Below are 24,569 nucleotides of genomic sequence, written 5' to 3'. Positions count from 1 at the left end.
TGGAACGGGGCGCGAGAAATTCAAGGGCACAGCCGGATGCCCTTCGAAACGAAAAAACCCGGCGCCTAGGCGCCGGGTTCGAAATGTCAGGTCATCGAGAACGGGAGGCCGATCAGGCCGCCTCCTCCTGGACGTCGTCGCTCTCGGCGTCGCCCTCGGCATCGGCCTTGGCGCGGCGCGGCGACTTGGCGAGGCTCTGCTCGATGAGCTTCAGGGCCTCGGTCTCGGTGATCTTGTTCACCGAGGAGATCTCGCGCACGATCCGGTCGAGGGCCGCCTCGTAGAGCTGACGCTCGCTGTAGGACTGCTCGGGCTGAGCCTCGGAACGGTACAGGTCGCGCACGACCTCGGTCACCGAGATCAGGTCGCCGGAATTGATCTTCGCCTCGTATTCCTGGGCGCGGCGCGACCACATGGTGCGCTTCACGCGGGCACGGCCCGTCAGCACGTCGAGCGCCTTCTTGACGAGCTCCGGCTCGGCGAGTTTACGCATGCCGACGCTGTTGGCCTTCGCGGTCGGAACGCGCAGAACCATCTTGTCCTTCTCGAACGAGACGACGAACAACTCGAGCTTGTAGCCAGCGATCTCCTGCTCCTCGATCGCGGTGATGCGACCCACGCCATGAGCGGGATACACGACGGCCTCGCCGGTCTTGAAGCCCTGACGGCCGGCGGCGGGCGTCGTCTTCTTGGCTGTGGTCATGCGAGAAGGGCTCCAGATCATCGCGCGCGGAGGTCACGGGCCGCGCAGGGTCACTTCCGGGTTGGGATACCCGGCTCACACCACTCGACCGGCAGGCGCGTTTCTCGCTCCCGCCGGCTCCCGGGCTCGCCATGCGATCGCGCAAAGACTAAACCGCCACGGAAAGCGAGAAGGCTTTCCGCGGGCGATCGCATGCAACCTCTGTCCAAAGCTGGAACCGCAAGAAGGCGGCGGAGGGAGCACGTCAAGCGAGAGCGACGGCAGACATATGTCTACCACAAACCGGGCCTCGAATCAAAGGATTGCCGCGGCACGGCAAAGGCCCCGCACAAGCGGTTTGCCGGCCGTCCGATCCTCATGGCCTCTTCTGCCGGGCGCCCGAGCCGGGCCCAGCGAGAGGCTTCTCCCGGAGGCTGCGGCGCTCAGTCGCCAGAGCCGGCATTGGCGGAAAAGTGCTCCGCGAGCTTGTTGGCGACCCCGTCCCACTCCTTCGCGTCGGCGGGAGCGTCCTTCTTCTGGGTGATGTTGGGCCAGCTCTTGGCGTAGTTCGCGTTGAGCGTCAGCCAGCTCTCGAGGCTCGGCTCGGTATCCGGCTTGATGGCCTCGGCCGGGCATTCCGGCTCGCAGACGCCGCAATCGATGCACTCGTCCGGATGGATGACGAGCATGTTCTCGCCTTCATAGAAGCAGTCCACCGGGCACACCTCCACGCAGTCCATGTACTTGCACTTGATGCAGTTGTCGGTGACGACGTAGGTCATGGGCTGCTTGGTCCTCGGTACGCTTTCTCGGGCCTGTCCTGCCGCGGGCGGTGACGGACCTGCAGGGTCCGTCGAGCGTCGGTTTCCTGTTGGATCACGCGCAGGATCGGACGGACCTGCACGTCTCCGTGCGCCTTAGACCCTGCCTTCCGGACTGACAAGCCGATGTGAAGTGCGCGACATCATGTCGGCGACGTGTGTCGCGCGGCAGCCATGCCGCAGGCGGGGCCGCTCATGCTGGCGCCGGATCATCGGGCGTTCGGTCGACGTCCTCGTAGAGTAGGCACGCTTCTGGCGCGGGGCCGCGGCGCTCTCCGAGATCGCGGACGCGGATGAGCGCTGTGCCGTGGGCTGCGGCGACCGTGAGGATGTCGCCGATTGCGACGCCCTTGGACGCCGCCTCAGCTCGCTTGCCATTGATCCGCACGTGGCCGTCCGTGACGAGGCGTGCGGCGAGGGAGCGCGTCTTGGCGAAGCGCGCGAACCAGAGCCACTTGTCGAGGCGCTGGCGGCCGGGGTTCAACCGGGACCTTGCGCCGTTGCGGGTGTCCCCATCGCGGCGTCCTCGTCAGCTCGGCTCAGCTCTTGCCGCCGTCGCCGGATTCGAGCTGCGCCTTGAGTGCGGCGAGCTTAGCGAAGGGCGAGTCGGGGTCGGGCTGCCGCTCACGGCGCGGCGGGCGGGCCTCCGCCTTCCGGACGTCGTCACGCGCCTGATCGGGCCGGCGATCAGGACGGCCCCTTTGCTCGCGTCGCGGGCCGCCCTCGAAACGCTCGCGTCCGCCTTCGGGGCGATCGCCGCCGCGGCGGTTGCGATCGTCACGCCGTCCGCCCTCCGGACGACCGCCCTCGCGGCGGCCTCCGTCTTGGCGGGCCTCCCCGGTTCTCGGCTCGCCCTGGCGCGGACCGCGGTTCGGCCGCTGGCCGGCGGGACGCTGATGGCGGTGAAGACGCCAGACTTCGGTCGTCTCGGGAGGAGCTGGCTCAGCCGGGGCGGCGGCTTCGGCCGAGGCCTCCGCCGCAGCGGTCTCGGCCGTGGAGTCCGGCTCGGGGGAAGCGGCCTGGACGGCTGTGATTTCGGGCGCAGGCTCGGCAGCAGGCTCTTCTGTTGCTGTCTCGGGTTCTGCGGTGGCTGCCGCCTCAGCGGTGTGGGCCTCAGCCTCGGGCTCTGCAGCGGTCGGGGCAGCTTCCACGGCCGTTTCGGCGGCGGCCTCGGCCGCAGGCGCCTCGGCGGCATCGGCCTCGCCGGATGCTGCGGCTTCCGCGGTCGGCTCGGCCAACTCGTTGCCCGCTGCCTCGGCCTCGTCGGAGACGACGGCCTCGGTGGCGGCCGTCTGCTGCGACGGCGCGGCAGGCGTGGTTGCGGCGGCCGGGACGAGCGGAACGGTGATGGCCGGACCCTCGCGTGTCTCGGAGACGTAACCGAGCGACTTGAGGATCGAGGCAAAATCCTCGCCCGAACAGCCGACCAGCGACGTCATGTTGACGGTTGCCGTGAAGCCGTCGCCATCGGCAGTGCCGGGTGGCGGCTCGCCCGGCGTCGTGCCGGGACGGTACGCGATGGCCGGCCGGATCAGGTCGGCGAGGCGCTCCAGGATGTCGACGCGCACGGCCCGCTCGCCGCAAACGCGGAAGCCTGCGGCACGGTACAGCCCCTTGGCGATGTCTTGGTCGACCTTGATCGATGTGCGGCCGGAGCCGGCGAGATGCGCGATCTCGTCGAGGCCGCGCTGATCGAGACCGCCGTTTCGCAACGCCCAGAGTTGGGCCGCGAGGGTGCGCGGGGCCGGCTTCAGGAGAGCCGGCAAAAAGATGTGATAGGCGCCGAAGCGGATGCCGTGGCGGCGCAGGTTCGCCCGGCCATCCTGGTCGAGGGTGCGCATCTCGTGGGCGACCTTGGCGCGCTCGAGGACGCCGAGCGCCTCGACCACCTGGTAGCCGATGCCGCGCGACAGGCCGGTGAGATCGGCGGCCGACTCGATCTCCATGAGCGGGCCGAGCAGCCGCACCACGTAGGCCTTTAGCCAGGCATTGAGCCGGGTCTCGACTTTCTCGCGATGAGGGCCGGTCAGGCCCTCGTCGGCGATCAGGCGCAGGCCCGGTTCGAACAGCTTGTCGCCGGGGGTGAGCTTGGCCACCGGGTCGCCGGTCCAGCGCACGATGCCGTCATGCGAAAGCACCAGGGCGGAATCGGCGGCTGCCGAGAAGCGTTCGGCACGGGCCTCGATCTCGCCGCCCAGCGCCTTCTCGGCGGCGCTTCGCAGGGTTTTGGCCTCCTGGCCCTCTGCATTGGCATCGGGGACGAACTGAAAGCCGTGGAGGTGGCCGACATGTTGACCCTCGACGGTGACGTCACCGCCGGGAGTGATCTCAGCTTCGAGCATCGCGTTCTCTCGTAAGCGCCGCATCAGGACGCTGGTCCGCCGGTCGACGAAGCGGCTCGCGAGGCGCTCGTGCAGGGCATCCGACAGCCTGTCCTCTACCCGACGAGTCTCGCCCTGCCAATGCAGGGGGTCGATCAGCCAATCGGGGCGATTGGCGACGAAGGTCCAGGTGCGCCCCTGGGCGATCCGTTGCGACAGGGTGTCGATGTCGCCATCTGTGCGATCGATCATCGCGACGTGCTTGGCGAACCAGTCATTCGGGATGCGTCCGGCCATGCCGCGCATCAGGAAGCGGTAGAGTTGCGCCACGAGGTCGGCATGCGTCTGCGGATGGACCTTGCGGTAGTCGGGCACGCCACAAGTGTCCCAGAGCCTCTGCACTGCAGCCTTGCCCTGCGCGAGGTCGCGGATGTCGTCCTCTCGCGACAGGATCTCGAAGGAGGCTTGGTCCTCGCCGATTGGCGCGCGGGTCAGGCCACTCTCGTGCGGATGCTCGTCGAGGCTCTTCTGCAGGGCGTCGAGGGAACCGAAGTTCAGATCCGGATTGCGCCATTGCAAGATGCGCAGCGGGTCGAACTGATGGTTCTCCAGCGCCTCGACCATCTCCGGCTCGAAGGGCTTGCAGCGTCCCGTCGAGCCAAAAGTGCCGTCGGAGAGGTGGCGTCCCGCGCGTCCCGCGATCTGTCCCATCTCGGCCGCCGTCAGCTTCCGGAAGCGCGTGCCATCGTATTTCCAGGTCGCGGCGAAGGCGACGTGGTCGACGTCGAGGTTGAGCCCCATGCCGACCGCGTCCGTCGCCACGAGGTAGTCGACCTCGCCCGACTGGTAGAGCTCGACCTGCGCATTGCGGGTCCGGGGCGAGAGCGCGCCGAGCACCACCGCCGCGCCGCCGCGCTGGCGCCGGATCAACTCGGCGATGGCGTAGACCTCCTCCGCCGAGAAGGCGACGATCGCCGTGCGGCGCGGCAGGCGCGAGATCTTCTTCTCGCCGGCGAAGGTGAGCTGCGAGAGGCGCGGCCGCGTGGTGATCTGGATGCCCGGTACCAGCGCCTGCACCAGCGGCGCCATAGTCGAGGAGCCAATCAGAAGCGTCTCCTCACGTCCGCGCCGGTAGAGCAGGCGGTCGGTGAACACGTGGCCGCGATCCATGTCGGCGGCGAGCTGGATCTCGTCGATGGCGACGAAGGCGACGTCGAGGTCGCGCGGCATCGCCTCGATGGTGCAGATCCAGTAGCGCGGCCGCTCCGGCTTGATCTTCTCCTCGCCGGTGACGAGGGCGACCTTCTCCTCGCCGACCCGTGCGACCACACGCAGGTAGACCTCGCGGGCGAGCAGCCGCAGCGGCAGCCCGATCATGCCGGTGGGATGCGCGAGCATCCGTTCGATGGCGAGATGGGTCTTGCCGGTATTGGTTGGGCCGAGCACCGCCGTGGCACCGCGCGAGCGCGCCCGCGGGGAAAGTGAGTGAAAGTTCATCCTGTGGTCGGCGGTCCCTTCGACGGGGGACGTCGATGCGCGTCGAGGCCGCGCCGGTGAACCCGTAGCCGGCGAACCCTCTACGGATAGCGCGGCTGCGGCGGGCCTCCGACGAGCGGCTGCCGCATACCATATGGGGCCGAACGCGGCCCGGAGCCAACCTGCGGCGCGATGATCGGGTTTGCGTAGATGTCGACCCTCGCCGGAGGCTGCTGCGGCGTGAGGTCGGCGCAGAGGGTTTCCGGCACGGCGGTCAGCGGCCCGCGCCGAGGCGGCCGGTGCTCGATGACCTCAGCAGAGGAAAAGGCATCGCCGCCGCAATCGGGGGTCCCAGCGGTCAGTTCGCCTGCCGCGGCAGGGCTGCCGAGGATCAGGGTCGCTACGAAGAGAACATTCCGGCGCATCGGGTGATCACACTCGGGAACCGTGAAGATTTCACTCTCTCCGGCATCGCGACCACGCCGCCTGTTATCGCCGGCTTATTGCGGGGAAATCGCCGCCTGCGCGAACGTCGCTCCCGCCGCGGAGCCACCCGTGTGGCCGGCGGTTCCGGTCGGAGCGCCGCCGGAGCGCGTCCAGCGGGTCGCCTCGATGATGTTGGTGCCGACCGTCGTGCGCACCGAGATGCGCATCGGCACGAGCACGCGCGACCCCTCGACCGGCGCGAGCCAGACCGACATGTCGCGGTTGTCTTCCATGAACTTCACGCCGGGACGGTCAGGGCGATGGCCGCCGATCGCCACGTAGCGCGCGTTGCAGACCAGGACCGGGCCGCTGTAGCCGGGCTTCTCGACCTGTCGGGTCTCGGCATAGCTCAGCACCACGTTGAAGCGGGTGGCGCCGTCGAAGATCGGCAGGGTCCGATTGCAATTGGCGGGATCGGTGAGCTCACCGCGGCCATGCGCAGGCATCAAAAGGGCGCTGGCCGGATCGACGATGCCGCGCTTGGCGGCGGCCGTCACCGGAACGCGGTCACCCATGTCCGGCAGCGGCGGGATGACCTCGGCACGCGAGACGTTGCCGTTGGCAAGCGCCATGCGCACGGCGATGCCGGAATTCGTGGTGCGGGTCGCGATCGAGAAGGCATTCGGAAGCGGCTTGTCAGCGAGGGCTCCCGAGGCGCGGGCCGAGCCCTGGCCGCCGGTGACGGCGCCGACGAGGCCGGTGAGCCGGGCCGAGACGTCCATGCTGTAGCGGCTGCCCTGGAAGGCGCCGGAGAGCTGCGCGGTGCCGATCGGGAAGCCGGCGAGGTTCACGCCATAATCGACGACCACGCCCGTCCCGCCGGGCGGAACCTTTGCTGCCCGCGGCCGGGCCTCGGCACTGCCGCTGGCGAGACCGCACAGGAGGGCGGCCGAGATGAGGGCGGCGCGCGGAGCGGGCAGGGCGCACATGGTCACGACTGGAATGTCCTCAGAACAGCGCGCGACCGGTGTCGGCACTGGACGCATCATTACGGATCCATCGTCCAGCCTCATGGTTAACAGACGGTTCTCCGGCGTGAAGTCGCCAGGAGGGCACACCCGCAGAAAGCCGCCCGGCCGGACCGGCCCGCTGCCCGATGTTTCGGCGCGTCCAAAGTTTCGGCATGCTTGCTGCAGTTGCTCACGAATGATCCGAAATTCAGCATGCACATATTGAAAGCATTCGACGGCATTTCATCATTAAGATGATGTTAACGACTTGAAATGTCTGATACGAACTTCGAATTGAAGGTTAGTAATCGTAGGATCGCACAAGCAGAGGCAATGCGATGTCCGTGAGCAGCCACCAGGAATCGGCCCGGATCTATCAGTTTGTGCCGCGCGCACGTGCAGGCCAACCGATCCAGCGCGATCAGGTCGCGCCGGTGATCGAGCTGATGCCCTCGCGGATTGCTTTCTGCGATTTCGGAAGCGGCTCGTATCACGACGCCGCTATCGCAGAGGATCGCGCCCGCAAGTCGTGAGCCCCGCGCTCACGCCTTCGGCAGCATCCTGTCGCTGATGATGCGGCGCTGGATCTCGCTCGTCCCCTCGAAGATCGTCGTCAGCCGCGCATCGCGCCAATAGCGCTCGACCCGTCGCTCGGTCGTGTAGCCGTTGCCGCCGTGCAGCTGCATGGCTTGGTTCGTGACCTTCACTGCCATCTCCGTGGCGAGCAGCTTCACCATGGCGCAGCCGCTCTCGGCCGGTTCTCCCTCGTCGAGCAGATGCGCGGCCTGCTGCCAGAAGGCGCGGGCCTGTGCGACCTCCGCCGCCATATCGGCCAGCGCGAAACGTAGCGCTTGGAAGTCGCCGATCGGGTGTCCGAACTGCTCGCGCTCCTGCAGATAGGCCTGCGTGTCCTCGACGGCAGCGCGCGCGACCGCCACGGCACGGGCGGCCGTATGCACGCGGGCGATGTTGAGCCCTCGCTGCACCGAGGCGAAGCCGCCGGAATCCCCATCCGCACCCTCGTCTCCGTAGAGCCCCGTGAGCCGGTCGCTCTCCGGCACGCGCACGCCGTCGAGCTCCAGTTCGAAGGTGAGGAAGCCGTGATAGCCGATCTTGTCGATCACCTTTCCAGTAATGCCGTTGGGGAAAGTGCCGGGCTTCTTGATGACGAGGAACGGCTCGAGCCCGGCCGAGCGGGATTCGCCCGGCTCCGGATCACGGGTACGGGCGAGGACCTCGATGAAGTCGGCAGCCTTCGCAAAGCCGGCCCAGCGCTTCGTGCCGGTCAGGACCCATTCGTCACCGTCGCGCACCGCCCGGGTCTGCACGCCGGCGAGATCCGATCCCGCGGTCGGTTCGGAGAGCGAGATGCTGCCGATCCACTCGCCGCGGGCGGATTTCCGCAGCAATTCCCGCTTGCGGTCGTCGTCGAGCGTCTGGGTGCCGAGGCCTTGGCCGCGGGCGAGGATCGAGCCCACCGAGAGCCAGGCGCGCGACAGCTCTTCCGAGATCAGGCAATATTCGAAGACCCCGAGGCCCATGCCGCCGTATTCGGCTGGGATGGTGATGCCGAACCATCCCTTCTCGGCCATCGCGTCGATGAGCGAGCGGGGCATTTCGTCCTTCTGCGGATCGAGCTCGTCGGCAATCGGCAGAACGACGTCGCGTGCGAAGGCGCGGGCCTCGCGCTGGAGCCGGACGCGGGTATCGTTACGCCAAGGAGAAAGCAGTTCCGGCGGCCGTGGCTGATGGCGGTCCTGCTTCGGCATTGGGGCTCCGGGTGCGATTGCGTGACGCGTGGCCTTGCACGAAGCGCGGCCGTGTTCGGGCTATAACCCGCTCGCGCGCCGACGGTTGCCGAGGCGGAATCACCAATGGCTGGATCGGGTTGGCCCTTGGCCAGCCGCTCACTCGTCTTCGCCGAACCGGGTCGCCAGCAACTCGTCGATCGCGTCGAGCGCGGCTTGCGCATCCTCGCCGACGGCCGTGACGTAGATCGAGGTGCCCTGAGCAGCGCCCAGCGTCAGCAGGCCCATGATCGAGCGTCCGCCGACCGTCTCGCCGGCGCGCGTCACCGTGACCGTGCAGGAAAAGCGCTCGACCATCTGCACGAATTTCGCCGAGGCGCGCGCATGCAGGCCGCGTTTGTTGATGATCGGCAGCGAACGCAGGAAGCCGCCGTCGGGAATCTCCGGCGCCTCGTCATCGGTGAAACTGTCGCTCATCGCCGTCGCGTCGTCCTGGAAAGCGGCCGGACCGGAAAAGAGCCTCCCAAGCGGGTGGGAAGCCAGAGCGCAGATAGAGCGCTCAAGCTGAACGGCGACCGACAGGATGAAGGACTTGTCGCGCAGGGCGCAAAGCCGGTGGGCTATTTTCCGGCTAGGACCCGTGAGGCGACGTTGATGTATTTGCGGCCGGCTTCCTGGGCATGGAGCACCGCGTCGCTCAAGCTTTCTTCGTCACGCACGCTGGCGAGCTTGATCAGCATCGGCAGGTTGATTCCGGCGACCACCTCGACTTGGCCGCCGTTCATACAGGACAGGGCGAGGTTCGATGGCGTGCCACCGAACATATCGGTGAGCACGACGACGCCCGCGCCCGAATTCACCCTCGCGACTGCGGCCATGATGTCGCGCCGCCGCAACTCCATGTCATCCTCGGGGCCGATCGTGATCGTCTCGATCTGCTCCTGCGGGCCGACGACATGTTCGAGCGCGGCCTTGAACTCGGTCGCCAACATGCCGTGGGTCACGAGAACCATTCCAATCATGGAACCGCTTTCCGACGCCGTCCGAGCGGCGTCGCCGAGTTGTGCAGCGCAAGATACAGCGCGAGCCATCTGAGACGTTTTGTCCATTCTCAGCCATCACCATACATGATGACCTTGCCGGCGCTACACGTCGCGGTCGTCCGCGGCCATAGCGGCGGCCGAGTGCGACCGTGGAGACACGATCGCTTCTTGCCGCATCGCAGTAAGCGCCTGTCGAATCACGTATGCGCGAGGCTGGCGCGGTTCAAGCCGCAGCCTGGGCAGCCCGATCCCAAGAATCGTTGCGGGCTCGATCGAGTCGTCCGGGTATCGTGGACACGCGTCCACGAGGTCGACAACCAGCCGAATCACGGCAGCCGGTGCGACGTTGATCATGCGCCGGATGCCGAGTCCCCTCAGTTCGATCAGGCCCGCGACGGCCGGGTGTGGGCGGGCGACGATGCGGCCATGCCGCAAGGCAAGCCGAACCCGGTCATCCGCCACGAGCCGCGCGTATCGCCCCACCATGTCGGCATGGTCGAGAAGTTCGAGGCAGAGCGACGATTTCCCGGTGCCGGCTGCGCCTCGGATCAGGATGCCGTCCTCGCCGAGGACGAGGCAGGTCGCGTGGCAGGTGAGCTCGGAGGCCGAGACTCGCCCGTCCTCGCTCATGCGGCCTTCTCGTCGGGTCCGAAAAGGTCGGCGCGCGAGGCCGGCGGCAGCCGCACCGTGAAGCGCGCGCCGCGCACCGTGGGCTGGCCATCCTCATCGGCAGGGCCGGGACGGTTCTCGGCGCGGATCGTGCCGCGATGGGCCTGGATGATCTGCCGCGAGATCGATAGGCCGAGCCCCGAATTCTGGCCGAAGCCCTGTTCTGGTCGGTCGGTGTAGAAGCGCTCGAAGATGCGTTCGAGGGCATGCTCGGGGATGCCAGGCCCCTCGTCCTCGACGATGAACTCGATTTCCTTGGCCGAGCGTCGCAGGGCGACCCGCACCCCTGCACCGGGCGGCGAGAAAGAGCGGGCATTGTCGAGCAGATTGTTCACCACCTGGCCGAGGCGGCTGTCATGGCCGACGATGCGGAACGGGTCGTCGAACTCGCTCGGGGGCTTTTCGAGGTCGAACTTGATGACCGCCGCATCGGCACGTCTGCGCTCGTTCGCCACCGAGACCACGGTGGTCAGCAGCTTCTTGAGGTCGACGCGGCGCGCCTCGGCGCGGGCGAGTTCGGCGTCGAGGCGCGAGGCGTCCGAGATGTCGCTGATCAGGCGGTCCAGCCGCTTCACGTCGTGCTGAATGATTTCCAGAAGGCGGCCGCGCGATTCGTCGGACTTGGCGAGCGGGAGCGTCTCGACGGCGCTGCGCAGTGAGGTCAGCGGGTTCTTCAGCTCATGGCTGACATCCGCCGCGAAGCTCTCGATGGCGTCGATCCGGCGATAGAGCGCCTGGGTCATGTCGCGCAACGTGCCGGAAAGATGCCCGATCTCGTCGGTGCGGCTCGTGAAATCCGGAATCTCCTGGCGCGACTTGATGCCCATGCGGACCTTCTCGGCCGCATCGGCGAGGCGCCGCACCGGCCCGGCGATGGCGCCAGCGAGCAGAATCGAGAGCACCAGCATCACTGCCGCGGCCACCAGGAAGACCTGAAGCAGACCGAAGCGCTCGGAGGCGATGACGCGGTCGATGTCGTCGCCTTGCGTCGAGACCATCAACGCGCCGCGCACGCCGCCGGTGCGCTGGATCGGCACGGCGACCGAGACGACGGTCTCGCCGAGGTCGTTCCGGCGCACGATGGTTCCGCGCGAACCGGACAGGGCCGCCTCGACCTCTTTGAGGCTGCGGCCGTTCTGCGGGCCGACCTCCTCGGCCGTCCCGGCGCGGTCGCCGAGCATCAGGCCGAGGATGCGGACCTGCAGGAAGTCCCAGCTTCGTTCGAGGAAATTGCGCTTGTGCCGCGGCATCTCGGGGCGGCCAACTTCGCCACGCGTCGAGAGCGAGCGCGTGTCGAACAGCAGGCTGCCTTCCTGATCGTAGACGCGGGCGCGGTGCCCGGTCGGCGTCACCAGACGGCGCAGCAGCGGCGCGACCTTCTCCGGGTTCAGGGAGAAGCTCAGCGCGGAGGGGTCGTCGTCGCTCTCCTTGCCTTCGCCGGCCTGGAGCTGGAGCAGGCGGTCGGGGTCGACGCGGATCGTGTCCGTATCGACCGAGGCTTGCGCGGCCAGAGCGCCGGCGATGATCTCGCCCTGGACGAGCAGGCTCTGGATGCGGGCCTGGATCAGCCCCTGCCGGAACTGGTTCAGGTAGAGGAAGCCGACGAGCAGGACGATCAGCCCGACGAGGTTCAGGACGACGATGCGACGCGTCAGGCTGGACGATGCGCGCTGGCCGATGCCGTTCCAGACGTCGCTCAGCCAGTTCAGCGGCGGCTGGCGGAACAACGTCGACAGCGTGCCGAAGCGGCCGGCCGTGCGCGAGCCGGCATCGCCGGACGAGGAGTTGCGGAAGAAGGGTGCGAGCATCGCGCTGAGGCGCTTCGTCCTGTGGAGGGCTTTCACGCTTCCTTGAAGCGATAGCCGACGCCGTAGAGCGTCTCGATCATGTCGAAGCTGGTGTCGGTCACCTTGAACTTCTTGCGCAGCCTCTTGATGTGGCTGTCGATGGTGCGGTCGTCGACATAGACTTGGTCGTCATAGGCCGCGTCCATCAGCGCGTTGCGGCTCTTCACCACCCCCGGACGCTGGGCGAGCGATTGCAGGATCAGGAACTCGGTGACGGTGAGGGTCACCGGCTCACCCTTCCAGGTGCAGGTGTGCCGCTCGGGGTCCATCATGAGCTGGCCTCGCTCCAGGGAGCGGGCGGCGGCATCGGCCTCGGCCTTGGCAGCGTTGGCCGGATCCTTCGGGGCGAAACGGCGCAGGACCGCCTTCACGCGCTCGACCAGGAGCCGCTGCGAGAACGGTTTATGGATGAAGTCGTCCGCGCCCATCTTGAGGCCGAACAGTTCGTCGATCTCTTCGTCCTTCGAGGTCAGAAAGATCACGGGAAGGTCGGATTTCTGCCGCAGCCGCCTGAGAAGTTCCATTCCGTCCATGCGCGGCATCTTGATGTCGAAGATCGCGAGATCGGGCGGAGAGTGCTTCAGACCGTCGAGCGCCGAGGCGCCGTCGGTGTAGGTCTGGATACGGTAACCTTCGGTCTCGAGCGCAATCGAGACCGAAGTCAGGATGTTTCGGTCGTCGTCGACGAGGGCGATGGTCGGCATGCGCTTTCCCTGACTAATCGGCGCGTCGGCGGATGGTCACGAGAAATGCCGCCCCGGTGCCGGTCCTGTTGAACAGGCTTGTCATCGACGCGGATCGCGGTTCGCTTCGGGGGTGAACCGCTTCGCGCATCAGAGACAGGTTCTTTACGACCATCGTTCGAAAAAAGCGAGCGAGTCTCATAGCTTGGCCGTATGAAGGGCGAGCCCCGACGTGGCGCTCTCGCGCCGCCGGGTGCCTGCGCGCTATGCTGGTTTCGCGAGCCGGCGCAGTGCCGCAGCAGGAGCCAGGCGATGTCGGAGAACGGGCCCTCGAAGCAAGTGGCTGAACCGGAAGGCGGTTCGCAGCCGCGCGAGCCCGCCCGGCCGCTTCCTGCGGGCGAGGCGCCCTTCGACGCGATCGGCCTTGGGCGGCAGCTCCTGCGAAGCATCCGCTCCGGGGCGCTCGCCACCCTCGATGCCGAGAGCGGCATCCCGTTCGCCTCGCTCGTGACGATTGCCACCGATGTCGACGGAACGCCCTTGATGCTGCTTTCCCGGCTCTCGGCCCATACCCGCAACCTGATGGCCGATCCGCGCGCCTCGCTTCTGTTCTCTGCCGGCGGGAAGGGCGATCCGCTCGCCCATCCGCGTCTCACGGTCACGGGTCAGGCCGTGCGCACCGACGAGCAGCGCCGGCGCGAGCGCTTCCTGGCGCGCCATCCGAAGGCGAAGCTCTACGCCGATTTCCCGGATTTCGGTTTCTTTGCCCTGGAGCCAATCGCCGGGCACCTCAACGGCGGCTTCGCCAAGGCCGCGACGCTGACGCCCTCCGAGTTGCTGCTCGACCTCGGCCAGGCCGAGGCGGTGATCCAGGGTGAGCGCGGCGCAGTCGAGCACATGAATGCCGACCACGCCGACGCGATCGAGCTCTATGCCAAGGGCGTCGGCGAAGAGGGCGGCGGTTGGCGCCTGACCGGCCTCGACCCGGAGGGCATGGATCTGATCGCGGGCGATCGCACGGCGCGGGTGCTCTATCCGAGCCCGGTCACGGATATGGGCGCCCTGCGAAAATCTCTCGTCGCGATGGCCCAGGCCGCGCGGGCGGGTGGCGGGGCCTAACGCCTTTCGCTGCCGCCTTGGCGCTGGGGCCTGCCGCTGCTATCTCCCGCGGCTCGAAAACCTTTCCTCTTCAGACATGCCGTGCGCCTCAGCCGCTCTTCGGACGGGCGGCCTCGCGCCGGGGACCACGATGACCACCTCACCCATCGACAACATCCGCAACTTCTCCATCGTCGCGCATATCGACCACGGAAAGTCGACGCTCGCCGACAGGCTGATCCAGACCACCGGCACGGTGGCGCTGCGCGACATGAGCGAGCAGCTGCTCGATTCCATGGATATCGAGAAGGAACGCGGCATCACCATCAAGGCGCAGACGGTGCGCCTCGAATACCGGGCCGAGGATGGCAAGGATTACGTCCTCAACCTGATGGACACGCCCGGCCACGTCGACTTCGCTTACGAAGTCTCGCGCTCGCTCGCCGCCTGCGAGGGCTCTCTGCTGGTGGTCGATGCCAGCCAAGGCGTCGAGGCGCAGACTCTCGCGAACGTCTACCAGGCGCTCGACGCCAACCATGAGATCGTGCCCGTCCTCAACAAGGTCGACCTTCCCGCGGCCGAGCCGGACCGGGTCAAGGAGCAGATCGAGGAGGTGATCGGCCTCGACGCCTCGAACGCCGTGCCGATCTCGGCCAAGACCGGCCTCAACATCGAGGCGGTGCTGGAGGCCATCGTCACCCGGTTGCCGCCGCCGAAGGGCGACCGCGACGCACCGCTCAAGGCGCTGCTGGTCGACTCCTGGTACGATGTCTATCTCGGCGTCGTCGTTCTCGTGCGCATCGTCGACGGCGTGCTGAAGAAGGGCATGAACATCCGCATGATGCGGGCCGACGCCGTTCACGGCGTCGACAAGATCGGCGTGTTCCGCCCCAAGATGCAGGATATCGGCGAGCTCGGCCCCGGCGAGGTCGGCTTCTTCACCGGCTCGATCAAGGAGGTCGCCGATACCCGCGTCGGTGACACGATCACCGAGGACAAGCGCCAGTGCAAGGAGATGCTGGCGGGCTTCAAGGACGTGCAGGCGGTGGTGTTCTGCGGGCTGTTTCCCGTCGACGCCGCCGAGTTCGAGAACCTGCGCAGCGCCATGAGCAAGCTCAGGCTCAACGACGCGTCGTTCTCCTACGAGATGGAGACCAGCGCCGCGCTGGGCTTCGGTTTCCGCTGCGGCTTCCTCGGTCTGCTGCACCTCGAGATCATCCAGGAGCGCCTGGAGCGCGAATTCAACCTCGACCTGATCTCGACGGCGCCCTCCGTCATCTACCGCCTGCAGATGACCGACGGCACCATGAAGGAGCTGCACAATCCGGCCGACATGCCGGACGTGATGAAGATCGAGTCGATCGAGGAGCCCTGGATCCGCGCCTCGATCCTGACGCCCGACGAATATCTCGGCGGCGTGCTCAAGCTCTGCCAGGACCGACGCGGCACCCAGGTCGACCTCAACTACGTCGGCAAGCGCGCCATGGTCGTCTACGACCTGCCGCTCAACGAAGTGGTGTTCGACTTCTATGACCGCCTGAAGTCGATTTCGAAGGGCTACGCCTCGTTCGACTATCACATCTCCGACTACCGCGAGGGCGACCTCGTGAAGATGTCGATCCTGGTCAATGCCGAGCCCGTCGACGCCCTCTCGATGCTGGTCCACCGCTCGCGCGCCGAGCATCGCGGCCGCGCCATGTGCGAGAAGCTCAAGGACCTGATCCCGCGCCACCTGTTCCAGATCCCGGTCCAGGCGGCGATCGGCGGAAAGATCATCGCCCGCGAGACCATCAAGGCCCTTTCCAAGGACGTCACCGCCAAGTGCTACGGCGGCGACATCTCCCGGAAGCGCAAGCTCCTGGACAAGCAGAAGGAGGGCAAAAAGAAGATGCGCCAGTTCGGCCGCGTCGAGATCCCACAGGAGGCGTTCATCGCCGCGCTCAAGATGGACGACTGAGTTCCTTCACTGCCTGCGTCGCGCGCAACGGCGCGTCGATCGCGAGGCCGCAACTGCCTCGACATGCAGCTGAGTGACGGGCAGAAGCCGCATCGTCGGACGTGCTCCGGGTGGGCTCCAGCGGAGTGCTGAGGCTCGGTTCTCGAGCCGGCTCAGAGATGGGTCCGTGTGATCCCTCGCCGGCTTACGAGTGAACCAGTTTCGGTACGGCGACGTTTGAGCCCTATGACTTCGATCCCAATGATGGCCGGAAAGGCCGCCTTTTCTGTATCCGGTCTCGACGACATTCTCGGCGGCGGACTGACTCGAAACCGGCTCTATTTGCTCGAGGGCGATCCAGGCACCGGTAAGACCACGATCGCGATGCAGTTCCTGCTCGAGGGCGCGCGGCTCGGCGAGCGAAGCCTCCACATCTCGCTATCGGAAACGGAAGGCGAGCTTCGCGAAACCGCGGAATCCCACGGTTGGACGATCGGCGACAAGGTCGACATCTACGAACTTACCCCGCCGGAGAGCCTGCTGGACGCCAACCAGCAGCAGAGCCTGCTCTATTCGTCCGACCTGGAACTCGGCGAGAGCACCAAAGCGATTTTCGAGAAGGTCGACGCGATCAAGCCCGTCCGTGTCGTGCTCGACAGCCTGTCGGAGATCCGGCTGCTCGCAGGAAGCTCGCTGCGCTATCGGCGGCAGATCCTCGCTCTCAAGCACTACTTCGCGCGCCAGGGCGCGACGGTGCTGATGCTCGACGATCTCACCAGCGACACGATGGACAAGGCGGTCCATAGCATTGCGCATGGCGTGATCCGGCTCGAGGAACTGGCGCCCGATTACGGCGCCGAACGCCGCCGGCTCCGTGTGATCAAGTACCGCGGCCAGCGCTTCCGTGGCGGCAACCACGATTTCACCATCACGACAGGGGGTATCCGGGTGTTCCCACGCCTCGTCTCCCTGGAACACAAGACGGCGTTCGAGCGCGTTCCGCTGACCTGCGGCATTCCCGAGGTCGATGCCCTGCTCGGCGGGGGCGTCCATACTGGATCGAGTACTCTGATCCTGGGACCGGCGGGAACCGGCAAATCGCTGTTCTCGATCCAATACGTCTGCGCGGCGGTGGCGCGCGGCGAGCGGGCCGCGATGTTCATCTTCGACGAGGAACTCGGCCTGCTGCTGGAGCGCACGCGGGTCATGGGCTTCGATCTCGAAGCGAAGCGCGACAGCGGCCAACTGGTGATCGAGCAGGTCGACGCGGCCGAGCTTTCGCCGGGAGAGTTCGCCCACAAGGTCCGCAGCGTGGTCGACGAGTTGCAGGCCAAGACCGTCGTGATCGACAGCCTCAACGGCTACCAGGCGGCGATGCCGGAGGAGGGCGCTCTGATCCTCCACATCCACGAATTGCTGCAATACCTGAACCGTCAGGGGGCGACGACCTTCGTGACGGTGGCCCAGCACGGGCTCCTCGGCGACAACATGAAGGCGCCCGTCGACGTCACCTACCTCGCCGACACGGTGATCCTGCTGCGCTACTTCGAAGCGACAGGGCAAGTGCGCCGGGCGATCTCGGTCGTGAAGAAGCGGACCGGAGCGCACGAGGATACGATTCGCGAATACCGCATCGGCGATGACGGCCTGCGGGTCGGCGAACCGCTCAAGGAGTTTCAGGGCGTGTTTCGCGGGGTTCCCGAATTGGTCAAGGAGAGCGTTCCGCTCCTGGATAATGCGACGCCGTGACCGCTCCAGGAAATCCGAATTCCGAGAGGGTGCTGATACTTGCCCCCCTCGGGCGTGACGCCGCGATCGCCGCCGCCCTGCTCCGGGAGGCGGATCTGCGTGCTTTGATCTGCGAGGATATATCGGCCCTGCAACGCGGTCTCGAGGAGATCGCCGGCATGGTGCTCGTCACCGAGGAGGCGGTACGCACGGCGGATCTCGCCGGCATCAGCCGATGGATCGCGGCCCAGCCGGCCTGGTCCGACATTCCCTTCATCGTCCTGACGGGGCACGGCGGCGGCGTCGAGCGGAACCCCGCGGCCGCTCGACTCTCCGAAGTCTTCGGCAACACCAGCTTCCTGGAGCGCCCGTTCCACCCGACCACCCTGATCAGCATGGTGCAGGCCGCCCTGCGCGGCCGCCGCCGTCAGTACGAGGCCCGCGGGCGTCTGGAAGACCTTCGCCTCGGCGAGGCGCGGCTCAAGGTGATGCTCGCCGCCGAGAAGGTTGCCGCCGAACACCAACGGCTGCTGATCGACGAGCTGAACCACCGGGTGAAGAATACGCTCGCCACTGTGCAGTCGATCGCGATGCAAACCCTGCGCAACGCCGACGATACCACTCAGGCCAACGAGGCGCTGGAGCAGCGCCTGCTCGCCCTCTCGCGCGCTCACGACGTGCTCACCCGCGAGAACTGGGACGGGGCCGATCTCCACGACGTCGTGGCCCAGGCGATCGCACCGTTTCGCGACCGCGACGGCCGGCGCTTCCGGGTGACGGGGCCGGACGTGCGCGTCAACCCGCGTATGTCGCTCGCCATCGCGATGGCGTTGCAGGAGCTTGCCACCAATGCCGTGAAGTACGGCGCCCTCTCCAGCCAAGCCGGATTCGTCACCATCGCTTGGTCGTCTGAGGACACACACGGGCACGACCCGCGTCTGAGCTTCACTTGGCAGGAGCAGGACGGGCCGCCCGTCGTGAAGCCTACGCGGCGCGGCTTCGGCTCTCGGTTGATCGAGCGCAGCCTGGCGCGCGACCTCGACGGCACGGTCGAGATCGCCTTCGAGCCGACTGGTGTGGTCTGCCGGATCGAGGCGCCGCTGACCTGAAGCCGGTTTAAGCCTGATCAGAGACCGTAGGCGAGATCGATCGCCGCCCGCGCGAGCAGGCCGTCGCGCGGGCGCAGCGCGTCAAGCACGGTGAAGTGGTTGGCTTTCGGCACGGGGATCAGCGCACCGGGGGCATGCTGCGCGGCGCGGAAAGCGTGGAAGACGCGCGAATTCTCGACGAGGGGCGACAGCTCAGCGGTGCCGTAGGCCAGGGTCAGCGGCTTCTCGACGGCAGGCAAGCGGAGCGGAGAGAGGTTCGCCACCTCCTCGTCAGTCAGCTTGAGCTTCTCGTTGAGATAGGTGTCGCGCAGAGGGGCCAGCTCGAAGACACCGGATATGGCGAGGCCGGCCCGCACGCTCGGATGTGGCAGCAGCCGCGCGGCGAGATGGCCGCCCGCCGACCATCCGGAGATGATCACCGGCCCCTCGATGCCGTGCGCCGGACCCTCCTTGCCCAGCCAATCGAGCGCCGAGATCAGCTCGGCGAGGATCTGCGAGAGGGTGGCGTCGGGCGCGAGCGTATAGCCCGGCAGAGCAGCGGACATCCCGGCCTCGCGCACGCCGTCCGTGAGGCAGGCGAAGCTCTCGCGCGAGCGTGCCTGCCAATACCCACCGTGGACGAAGACGAAGCACGGCGCCTTCGGATCCTTGGCCGGAAACAGGTCCCAGCGATTGCGTTCGCCTTTGCCGTAGGGGAGATCGACCGTGTCCTTGTGCTGCTTGCGCAGGTCGGCCGAGGCGGCGTTCCAGCGATCGATCATGCCGGCGCTCTCCGGCACGGCTGCCGAGTTGTTGTAGGCGGCATCGCGCTCGGCCCGGTTCATCGTCGCCCAGTTGTCGGGCCCCTCGACGAGGTTCTGCGCGGCGCTCGGGGCGGCGATCAGCCCTCCGCCGAGCAACGCGCCTGCGCTTCCGGCGATGAGGGCGCGACGACTGGGGTCGGTCATGGGGGCTCCGGCGGAGAGGAGGTGGCGCGAGTGATCTTGGCCGGTGCGCCGGACTGTCAAGCAAGCCCACGCTCCGAAGAGGGCTTTGCGGCCTCCGAGAAGAAGTCGATGAAGGCGCGCAAAGCCGGCCGCATCTGCCGCCGGCTCGGATAGTAGAGGAAGAAGCCGGGAAAGATCGGGCACCAATCCTCCATGATCCGCACGATCTCCCCGCGCTCGATGGCCGGCGCGGCGAGGCCTTCCAGAATGAAGCCGAAGCCCAGGCCCTGGATCACCGCGGCGAGGATCAGGCGATTGTCGTTGAAGATCAGCGGGCCGGTCACGGCGACGTCGATGGCCTCGCCGTCCTTTTCCATCTCCCAGGCGTAGAGCGCACCGCTCGTCAGCCGCATGGCGAGGCAGGGATGATCGACGAGATCGCGCGGATGGCGTGGGGGCGGGCGTTCCGCCAATAGGCTCGGGGCGCCGATGGCGACGAGACGCTGCTGGCGTGGCCCGAAGGGAACGGCGATCATCTCGCTGTTCAGGCTCTCGCCGAACCGCAGGCCCGCATCGAAACCCTGCGCGACGATGTCGATCAGGCCATTCTCGGCATGAAACTCCACCGCAATGCCGGGATAGGCGCGCACGAAATCGCCGAGGCGCGGCATGATGAGCACCTCCACCACGGAGCGGGGCACGGTGATGCGTAGCAGCCCGGACGGATTCGCGCCGCTCTCCATCGCCTGCCCGACGGCTGCGTCGATCCCGGCAAGCGCCGGCTGAAGCTCGCGCAGGAGGGCGCGCCCGGCCTCGGTCGGAGCGACGCTTCGGGTGGTGCGGGCCAGCAGGCGGACGCCGAGACGCGCTTCCAGGGCGCTGACCGCATGGCTGACGGCCGAGGGTGACAGGCCGAGCTCACGTGCTGCCGCGCGAAAACTGCACCTTTCGGCGACGGTCGCGAAGACGGAAAGGGCAGCAAGGTCGGCGCGCGGCATTGATGCATCAAATCGAACAGCTCGTGCAGGATTGCACGAATTATCCGGATGACACCATGGCCGTATCTACCCTGGCATTCGACGAGCCAGGAGAAACGGCATGCAACAACGTCAGCTCGGAAAGGACCTCAACGTCGGCGCCATCGGCCTCGGCTGCATGGGGTTCACCGGTGTCTATGACGGCGGCCAGGACGAGGCGGGGGCGATCGATACCCTGCGCCGCGCGGTCGAGGTCGGCGTCACCCTGTTCGACACGGCGGAAGTCTACGGCCCCTATGAGAACGAGGAGGTCGTCGGAAAGGCGCTGAGGGGCCTGCGCGACAAGGTCGTCATCGCCACCAAGTTCGGCTTCGACATCAGCCCCGAGGGCAAGGGTCTGAGCCGCATCGCCGGGCTCGACAGCCGCCCGGAGCACATCAAGCAGGTCGCCGATGCCTCGTTGAAGCGGCTCGGCATCAACCATATCGACCTGTTCTACCAGCACCGCGTCGACCCGAACGTTCCGATCGAGGACGTGGCCGGCGCGGTCGGCGAGCTGATCAAGGCCGGCAAGGTGCGCGCCTTCGGCCTCTCGGAGCCGAGCGCCGACACCATCCGCCGCGCTCATGCCGTGCAGCCGGTGAGCGCCGTGCAAAGCGAATATTCTCTCTGGACACGCGACCCCGAGGCCGCCGTGCTGCCGACCTGCAAGGAGCTCGGCATCGGGTTCGTGCCGTATTCGCCGCTGGGCAGGGGCTTCCTGTCGGGCGCGCTGAAGGATCTCAGCAACCTGCCGGAAGACGATTACCGTCGCACTTCGCCGCGCTTCCAGGGCGATGCGCTGGCGGCCAACCTCGCGCTGGTGGCGACGCTCGAAAAGATCGCCGACGCGAAGGGCGTGACGACCGCGCAGCTCGCGCTCGCCTGGGTGCTGCACCAGGGCGATGCGATCGTACCGATTCCGGGCACCCGGAAGATCTCGCGGCTCGAAGAGAACGTTGCAGCGGCGGACATCGCACTGAGCGCTGCCGAGCTGTCCGAGATCGAGGCTGCGATCCCGCGCGAGGCCGTAGTCGGCGCGCGCTATACCGCGCCGGGCATGGCGATGATCAACCGGTAAGCCGAAACGAAACGGCCCGAGGCGGTATTGCCCCGGGCCGTTTCGTTTTGCTCGTCTCTAGCGGGACGCTCAGCCCGTCAGGCTTCCTTCGAGCGCTCGAACCGCTTGCGGTCGTTCGGGTCGAGGTGGGTCTTGCGCAGGCGGATGGACTTCGGCGTGACTTCCATCAGCTCGTCGTCCTGGATCCAGGCCAGCGACTTCTCCAGCGTCATCCGGATCGGCGGCGTCAGGCGCACGGCCTCGTCCTTCGAGGTGGTGCGGATGTTGGTGAGCTTCTTGCCCTTAAGCACGTTCACTTCGAGGTCGTTCTCGCGGTTGTGCTCGCCGACGATCATGCCCTGGTACACCTTGGCGCCGGGCTCGATCATCATCGGGCCGCGGTCTTCCAGGTTCCACATGGCGTAGGCCACGGCCTCGCCCTTGTCGTTCGAGATCAACACGCCGTTGCGGCGGCCGGCGATCTCGCCCTTGAAGGCTTCGTAGGCCTTGAACAGGCGGTTCATGATGGCCGTGCCGCGCGTGTCGGTCATCAACTCGCCCTGGTAGCCGATGAGGCCGCGGGTCGGGGCGTGGAAGACGAGGCGAAGGCGATCGCCGCCCGACGGACGCATCTCGATCATCTCGGCCTTGCGCTCGGACATCTTCTGCACGACGACGCCGGAATACTCCTCGTCGACGTCGATCACGACCTCCTCGACCGGCTCCAGCGTGCTGCCATCCTCGTCCTTCTCCAGGACGACGCGCGGACGCGAGACCGCGATCTCGAAGCCCTCGCGGCGCATGGTCTCGATCAGGATCGAGAGCTGCAACTCGCCGCGGCCGGAGACGTAGAACGAATCCTTGTCGGCGGCTTCCTCGATCTTGAGCGTGACGTTGCCCTCGGCCTCCTTGAACAGGCGGTCGCGGATCATGCGGCTCGTGACCTTGTCGCCCTCGGTGCCGGCGAGCGGCGAATCGTTGACGATGAAGGACATGGTCACGGTCGGCGGATCGATCGGCTGGGCCTGGATCGGCTCGTTGACCTGCGGGTCGCAGAAGGTGTCGGCCACGGTGCCCTTGAGCAGGCCCGCGATGGAGACGATGTCGCCGGCCTCGCCCACGTCGATCGGGGCGCGCTCGAGGCCGCGGAAGGCCAGGATCTTGGAGACGCGCCCGGTCTCGACGACCTTGCCGGTACGATCGAGGACCTTGATCGACTGGTTCGGCTTCACCGTGCCGGATGCGATCCGCCCGGTGATGATGCGTCCGAGGAACGGATTGGCCTCGAGCAGCGTGCCGAGCATGCGGAACGGGCCGTCCTCGGTCTTCGCCTGCGGCACGTGCTGGAGCACGAGGTCGAAGAGCGGGGCGAGGCCCTCGGACTGGTCGCCCTCCGGCGCTGTGTTCATCCAGCCGGAGCGGCCCGAGCCGTAGAGGATCGGGAAGTCGAGCTGCTCGTCGGTGGCGTCGAGGGCGGCGAAGAGGTCGAACACCTCGTTGACTACCTCGTTGATACGGGCGTCCGGCCGGTCGACCTTGTTGATCGCCACGATCGGGCGCAGGCCGATCTTGAGCGCCTTGCCGACCACGAACTTGGTCTGCGGCATCGGGCCCTCGGCGGCGTCCACCAGCACGATCACGCCGTCGACCATCGACAGGATGCGCTCAACCTCGCCGCCGAAATCGGCGTGGCCGGGGGTGTCGACGATGTTGACGCGGGTGTCCTTCCAGACGACCGAGGTCGCCTTGGCCAGGATGGTGATGCCGCGTTCCTTCTCCAGGTCGTTGGAGTCCATCGCCCGTTCTTCGACGCGCTGGTTTTCGCGGAAGGTGCCCGACTGCTGGAGCAGCTTGTCGACGAGCGTGGTCTTGCCGTGGTCGACGTGGGCGATGATGGCGATGTTGCGCAGCTTCATCGGGAATAAGGTCCGAAACGGGTCGAGCCCGACAGGGCGGGGGCCGCGTCATGCGGCCCTCGATGTCGGGCGGGCAGGCTAAATCGTGTCGCGCTGCAATAGAGACAGCCGTCGCATCCGGCAAGGCACCCGTGCGCATGCCGACTCTCCGAGAGGAAAAAGCCACGACGGAAACGTGTTGACGGGGCGTCGCGGCCACGGGTGCGGCGTGCAACCTGCTATAAGGACGGATGGCCCACCCGTCCTCGACCCTCAGCGGATACTGCCTTGACCGGCCCTGACACCTCTCGCCCGCCGATCCGCTTCCGTGGGCGCTCGTTCCTGGCGATGGTGCTGGCACCGGTTCCGCCGATCGCGCAGTGGCTCGATGAGCTCGATGCGCTCAAGCAGCGCGCACCAGCCTTCCTCACGGTGCGGGCGCTGATCCTCGACGTGACGGGCCTGAGTTTCGACCGCTCGGATCTCACCGAGCTTTGCGCCGAACTCGCCAAGCGCAGCATCACCATTCTGGGCATCGAGGGCATCGGCCCGACGGCACTCGGCCCCGGCTTCCCGCCCCCGCTGACGGGAGGGAAACCGGCCGATGACGTCACCGTGCCCGAGGGCAATGCCAACGTTGCCTCATCGGCTCCCGCCGCGCCGGCTCCGGCGGCCGCCAAGCCGACGACGCGGGCGCGCTCGCTGGTGCTCGATCAGCCGGTCCGGTCCGGGCAGGTGGTGCAGCACCTCGAAGGGGACGTCACCGTGATGGGCTCGGTCGCCTCGGGCTCCGAGATCATCGCCGGCGGCTCCATCCACGTCTATGGCGCGCTGCGTGGACGCGCCATTGCCGGAGCCGTGGGGGACGCCAATGCCCGCATCGTCGCCCGTCGCTTCGAGCCCGAACTCATCGCGATCGACGGGCTCTACAAGACTGCCGACGACCTCGGGCAGAAGCATTGGGGGCAGGCGGTCCATGCCCGGCTCGTCGACGATGCCATCGTCGTGACTGCGCTCGACTGAAGGACCACTCCGTCATTCCGGGCTCGCCTTCCGCGCTCCGGGATGACGCGAT

General features: G+C 67.1%; 22 protein-coding genes. 7 read left to right on the top strand and 15 right to left on the bottom strand.

Annotated elements, in window-relative coordinates:
- Positions 1-112 precede the first annotated feature (112 nt).
- The 6 genes from HCU64_RS03700 to HCU64_RS03675 all read right to left on the bottom strand — a co-directional run bounded on the left by HCU64_RS03700 (position 113) and on the right by HCU64_RS03675 (position 6,715).
- Entirely contained in the window at positions 113-703 is a 591-nt protein-coding gene (locus HCU64_RS03700) for a CarD family transcriptional regulator (protein WP_233382414.1), read from the bottom strand.
- Positions 704-1,125: 422 nt separating this feature from the next.
- A complete protein-coding gene (gene fdxA / locus HCU64_RS03695) occupies positions 1,126-1,464 on the bottom strand; it encodes a ferredoxin FdxA (RefSeq protein ID WP_233382413.1) in 339 nt (112 codons plus the stop codon).
- Between the two features lie 232 nt (positions 1,465-1,696).
- Positions 1,697-1,987, bottom strand: a complete 291-nt coding sequence (locus HCU64_RS03690; RefSeq protein ID WP_233382412.1) for an RNA-binding S4 domain-containing protein — start codon at positions 1,985-1,987, stop codon at positions 1,697-1,699.
- Positions 1,988-2,042: 55 nt separating this feature from the next.
- Positions 2,043-5,321: a helicase-related protein gene (locus HCU64_RS03685; RefSeq protein ID WP_233382411.1), complete on the bottom strand. Its 3,279-nt coding sequence runs from the start codon at positions 5,319-5,321 to the stop codon at positions 2,043-2,045.
- Between the two features lie 80 nt (positions 5,322-5,401).
- Positions 5,402-5,725: a hypothetical protein gene (locus tag HCU64_RS03680; protein ID WP_233382410.1), complete on the bottom strand. Its 324-nt coding sequence runs from the start codon at positions 5,723-5,725 to the stop codon at positions 5,402-5,404.
- A gap of 75 nt (positions 5,726-5,800) precedes the next feature.
- Positions 5,801-6,715, bottom strand: coding sequence for a DUF3108 domain-containing protein (locus tag HCU64_RS03675; RefSeq protein WP_233382908.1), 915 nt, complete (start codon positions 6,713-6,715; stop codon positions 5,801-5,803).
- 359 nt (positions 6,716-7,074) lie between these two features.
- Between HCU64_RS03675 and HCU64_RS03670 the strand changes: the two genes are divergently transcribed.
- Positions 7,075-7,269, top strand: coding sequence for a DUF2735 domain-containing protein (locus HCU64_RS03670; RefSeq protein ID WP_233382409.1), 195 nt, complete (start codon positions 7,075-7,077; stop codon positions 7,267-7,269).
- 9 nt (positions 7,270-7,278) lie between these two features.
- Here the strand turns inward: HCU64_RS03670 and HCU64_RS03665 are convergent, their stop codons facing one another.
- The 6 genes from HCU64_RS03665 to HCU64_RS03640 form a co-directional block, all read right to left on the bottom strand.
- Positions 7,279-8,505, bottom strand: a complete 1,227-nt coding sequence (locus tag HCU64_RS03665) for an acyl-CoA dehydrogenase family protein (protein WP_233382408.1) — start codon at positions 8,503-8,505, stop codon at positions 7,279-7,281.
- Positions 8,506-8,643: 138 nt separating this feature from the next.
- Positions 8,644-8,961, bottom strand: a complete 318-nt coding sequence (locus tag HCU64_RS03660) for an HPr family phosphocarrier protein (protein ID WP_233382407.1) — start codon at positions 8,959-8,961, stop codon at positions 8,644-8,646.
- A gap of 143 nt (positions 8,962-9,104) precedes the next feature.
- Positions 9,105-9,506, bottom strand: coding sequence for a PTS sugar transporter subunit IIA (locus HCU64_RS03655; RefSeq protein WP_233382406.1), 402 nt, complete (start codon positions 9,504-9,506; stop codon positions 9,105-9,107).
- Between the two features lie 123 nt (positions 9,507-9,629).
- On the bottom strand, positions 9,630-10,157 hold the full coding sequence (locus HCU64_RS03650) for an HPr kinase/phosphorylase (protein ID WP_233382405.1): 528 nt from the start codon (positions 10,155-10,157) through the stop codon (positions 9,630-9,632).
- Complete coding sequence (locus HCU64_RS03645) at positions 10,154-12,004, bottom strand: sensor histidine kinase (RefSeq protein ID WP_267922177.1); 1,851 nt, start codon at positions 12,002-12,004, stop codon at positions 10,154-10,156. Before HCU64_RS03645 ends, HCU64_RS03650 begins: the two co-directional genes overlap by 4 nt.
- Positions 12,005-12,036: 32 nt before the next feature.
- The gene (locus HCU64_RS03640; RefSeq protein ID WP_233382403.1) at positions 12,037-12,747 is read right to left on the bottom strand and encodes a response regulator transcription factor; all 711 of its coding nucleotides are present in this window, start codon (positions 12,745-12,747) and stop codon (positions 12,037-12,039) included.
- Between the two features lie 291 nt (positions 12,748-13,038).
- Here HCU64_RS03640 and HCU64_RS03635 point away from each other — a divergent pair, with 291 nt between their 5' ends.
- The 4 genes from HCU64_RS03635 to HCU64_RS03620 all read left to right on the top strand — a co-directional run bounded on the left by HCU64_RS03635 (position 13,039) and on the right by HCU64_RS03620 (position 18,597).
- Entirely contained in the window at positions 13,039-13,845 is an 807-nt protein-coding gene (locus HCU64_RS03635) for a HugZ family pyridoxamine 5'-phosphate oxidase (RefSeq protein ID WP_233382402.1), read from the top strand.
- A 130-nt stretch (positions 13,846-13,975) separates the two neighbouring features.
- On the top strand, positions 13,976-15,781 hold the full coding sequence (lepA, locus tag HCU64_RS03630) for a translation elongation factor 4 (protein WP_233382401.1): 1,806 nt from the start codon (positions 13,976-13,978) through the stop codon (positions 15,779-15,781).
- Between the two features lie 225 nt (positions 15,782-16,006).
- Entirely contained in the window at positions 16,007-17,509 is a 1,503-nt protein-coding gene (locus HCU64_RS03625; protein WP_233382400.1) for an ATPase domain-containing protein, read from the top strand.
- The gene (locus HCU64_RS03620) at positions 17,506-18,597 is read left to right on the top strand and encodes a sensor histidine kinase (protein ID WP_233382399.1); all 1,092 of its coding nucleotides are present in this window, start codon (positions 17,506-17,508) and stop codon (positions 18,595-18,597) included. The genes HCU64_RS03625 and HCU64_RS03620 overlap by 4 nt, the downstream gene beginning before the upstream one ends.
- Positions 18,598-18,614: 17 nt before the next feature.
- On the opposite strand, the gene HCU64_RS03615 is transcribed toward HCU64_RS03620, so the two are convergent.
- Together HCU64_RS03615 and HCU64_RS03610 are read right to left on the bottom strand one after the other, a co-directional pair.
- Positions 18,615-19,544: an alpha/beta hydrolase gene (locus HCU64_RS03615; RefSeq protein ID WP_233382398.1), complete on the bottom strand. Its 930-nt coding sequence runs from the start codon at positions 19,542-19,544 to the stop codon at positions 18,615-18,617.
- Between the two features lie 56 nt (positions 19,545-19,600).
- Positions 19,601-20,521 carry a LysR family transcriptional regulator gene (locus HCU64_RS03610; RefSeq protein ID WP_233382397.1) on the bottom strand — a complete coding sequence of 307 codons (921 nt, stop codon included), beginning with the start codon at positions 20,519-20,521 and terminating at the stop codon, positions 19,601-19,603.
- Between the two features lie 100 nt (positions 20,522-20,621).
- Between HCU64_RS03610 and HCU64_RS03605 the strand changes: the two genes are divergently transcribed.
- Positions 20,622-21,620, top strand: a complete 999-nt coding sequence (locus HCU64_RS03605) for an aldo/keto reductase (protein ID WP_233382396.1) — start codon at positions 20,622-20,624, stop codon at positions 21,618-21,620.
- 77 nt (positions 21,621-21,697) lie between these two features.
- Here the strand turns inward: HCU64_RS03605 and typA are convergent, their stop codons facing one another.
- A complete protein-coding gene (gene typA / locus HCU64_RS03600) occupies positions 21,698-23,515 on the bottom strand; it encodes a translational GTPase TypA (protein WP_233382395.1) in 1,818 nt (605 codons plus the stop codon).
- Positions 23,516-23,842: 327 nt separating this feature from the next.
- Here typA and minC point away from each other — a divergent pair, with 327 nt between their 5' ends.
- Positions 23,843-24,517, top strand: coding sequence for a septum site-determining protein MinC (gene minC / locus HCU64_RS03595; protein ID WP_233382907.1), 675 nt, complete (start codon positions 23,843-23,845; stop codon positions 24,515-24,517).
- Positions 24,518-24,569 lie beyond the last annotated feature (52 nt).

The organism is Methylobacterium sp. C25, from assembly GCF_021352225.1.
GTDB lineage: Bacteria > Pseudomonadota > Alphaproteobacteria > Rhizobiales > Beijerinckiaceae > Methylobacterium.
Note: the sequence above shows the minus strand (reverse complement) of the source record. Positions and strands in the feature narration are given on the sequence as shown.

Excerpts from the sequence above, each read along its gene's own strand:
- HCU64_RS03640 (WP_233382403.1), bottom strand. The coding sequence starts at position 12,747 with ATGCCGACCATCGCCCTCGTCGACGACGACCGAAACATCCTGACTTCG.
- HCU64_RS03680 (WP_233382410.1), bottom strand. The coding sequence starts at position 5,725 with ATGCGCCGGAATGTTCTCTTCGTAGCGACCCTGATCCTCGGCAGCCCT.
- typA (WP_233382395.1), bottom strand. The coding sequence starts at position 23,515 with ATGAAGCTGCGCAACATCGCCATCATCGCCCACGTCGACCACGGCAAG.
- minC (WP_233382907.1), top strand. The coding sequence starts at position 23,843 with ATGGTGCTGGCACCGGTTCCGCCGATCGCGCAGTGGCTCGATGAGCTC.
- fdxA (WP_233382413.1), bottom strand. The coding sequence starts at position 1,464 with ATGACCTACGTCGTCACCGACAACTGCATCAAGTGCAAGTACATGGAC.
- HCU64_RS03700 (WP_233382414.1), bottom strand. The coding sequence starts at position 703 with ATGACCACAGCCAAGAAGACGACGCCCGCCGCCGGCCGTCAGGGCTTC.
- HCU64_RS03605 (WP_233382396.1), top strand. The coding sequence starts at position 20,622 with ATGCAACAACGTCAGCTCGGAAAGGACCTCAACGTCGGCGCCATCGGC.
- HCU64_RS03615 (WP_233382398.1), bottom strand. The coding sequence starts at position 19,544 with ATGACCGACCCCAGTCGTCGCGCCCTCATCGCCGGAAGCGCAGGCGCG.
- HCU64_RS03645 (WP_267922177.1), bottom strand. The coding sequence starts at position 12,004 with ATGCTCGCACCCTTCTTCCGCAACTCCTCGTCCGGCGATGCCGGCTCG.
- HCU64_RS03685 (WP_233382411.1), bottom strand. The coding sequence starts at position 5,321 with ATGAACTTTCACTCACTTTCCCCGCGGGCGCGCTCGCGCGGTGCCACG.
- HCU64_RS03675 (WP_233382908.1), bottom strand. The coding sequence starts at position 6,715 with ATGTGCGCCCTGCCCGCTCCGCGCGCCGCCCTCATCTCGGCCGCCCTC.
- HCU64_RS03670 (WP_233382409.1), top strand. The coding sequence starts at position 7,075 with ATGTCCGTGAGCAGCCACCAGGAATCGGCCCGGATCTATCAGTTTGTG.
- lepA (WP_233382401.1), top strand. The coding sequence starts at position 13,976 with ATGACCACCTCACCCATCGACAACATCCGCAACTTCTCCATCGTCGCG.
- HCU64_RS03650 (WP_233382405.1), bottom strand. The coding sequence starts at position 10,157 with ATGAGCGAGGACGGGCGAGTCTCGGCCTCCGAGCTCACCTGCCACGCG.
- HCU64_RS03665 (WP_233382408.1), bottom strand. The coding sequence starts at position 8,505 with ATGCCGAAGCAGGACCGCCATCAGCCACGGCCGCCGGAACTGCTTTCT.
- HCU64_RS03625 (WP_233382400.1), top strand. The coding sequence starts at position 16,007 with ATGACTTCGATCCCAATGATGGCCGGAAAGGCCGCCTTTTCTGTATCC.
- HCU64_RS03655 (WP_233382406.1), bottom strand. The coding sequence starts at position 9,506 with ATGATTGGAATGGTTCTCGTGACCCACGGCATGTTGGCGACCGAGTTC.
- HCU64_RS03660 (WP_233382407.1), bottom strand. The coding sequence starts at position 8,961 with ATGAGCGACAGTTTCACCGATGACGAGGCGCCGGAGATTCCCGACGGC.
- HCU64_RS03635 (WP_233382402.1), top strand. The coding sequence starts at position 13,039 with ATGTCGGAGAACGGGCCCTCGAAGCAAGTGGCTGAACCGGAAGGCGGT.
- HCU64_RS03610 (WP_233382397.1), bottom strand. The coding sequence starts at position 20,521 with ATGCCGCGCGCCGACCTTGCTGCCCTTTCCGTCTTCGCGACCGTCGCC.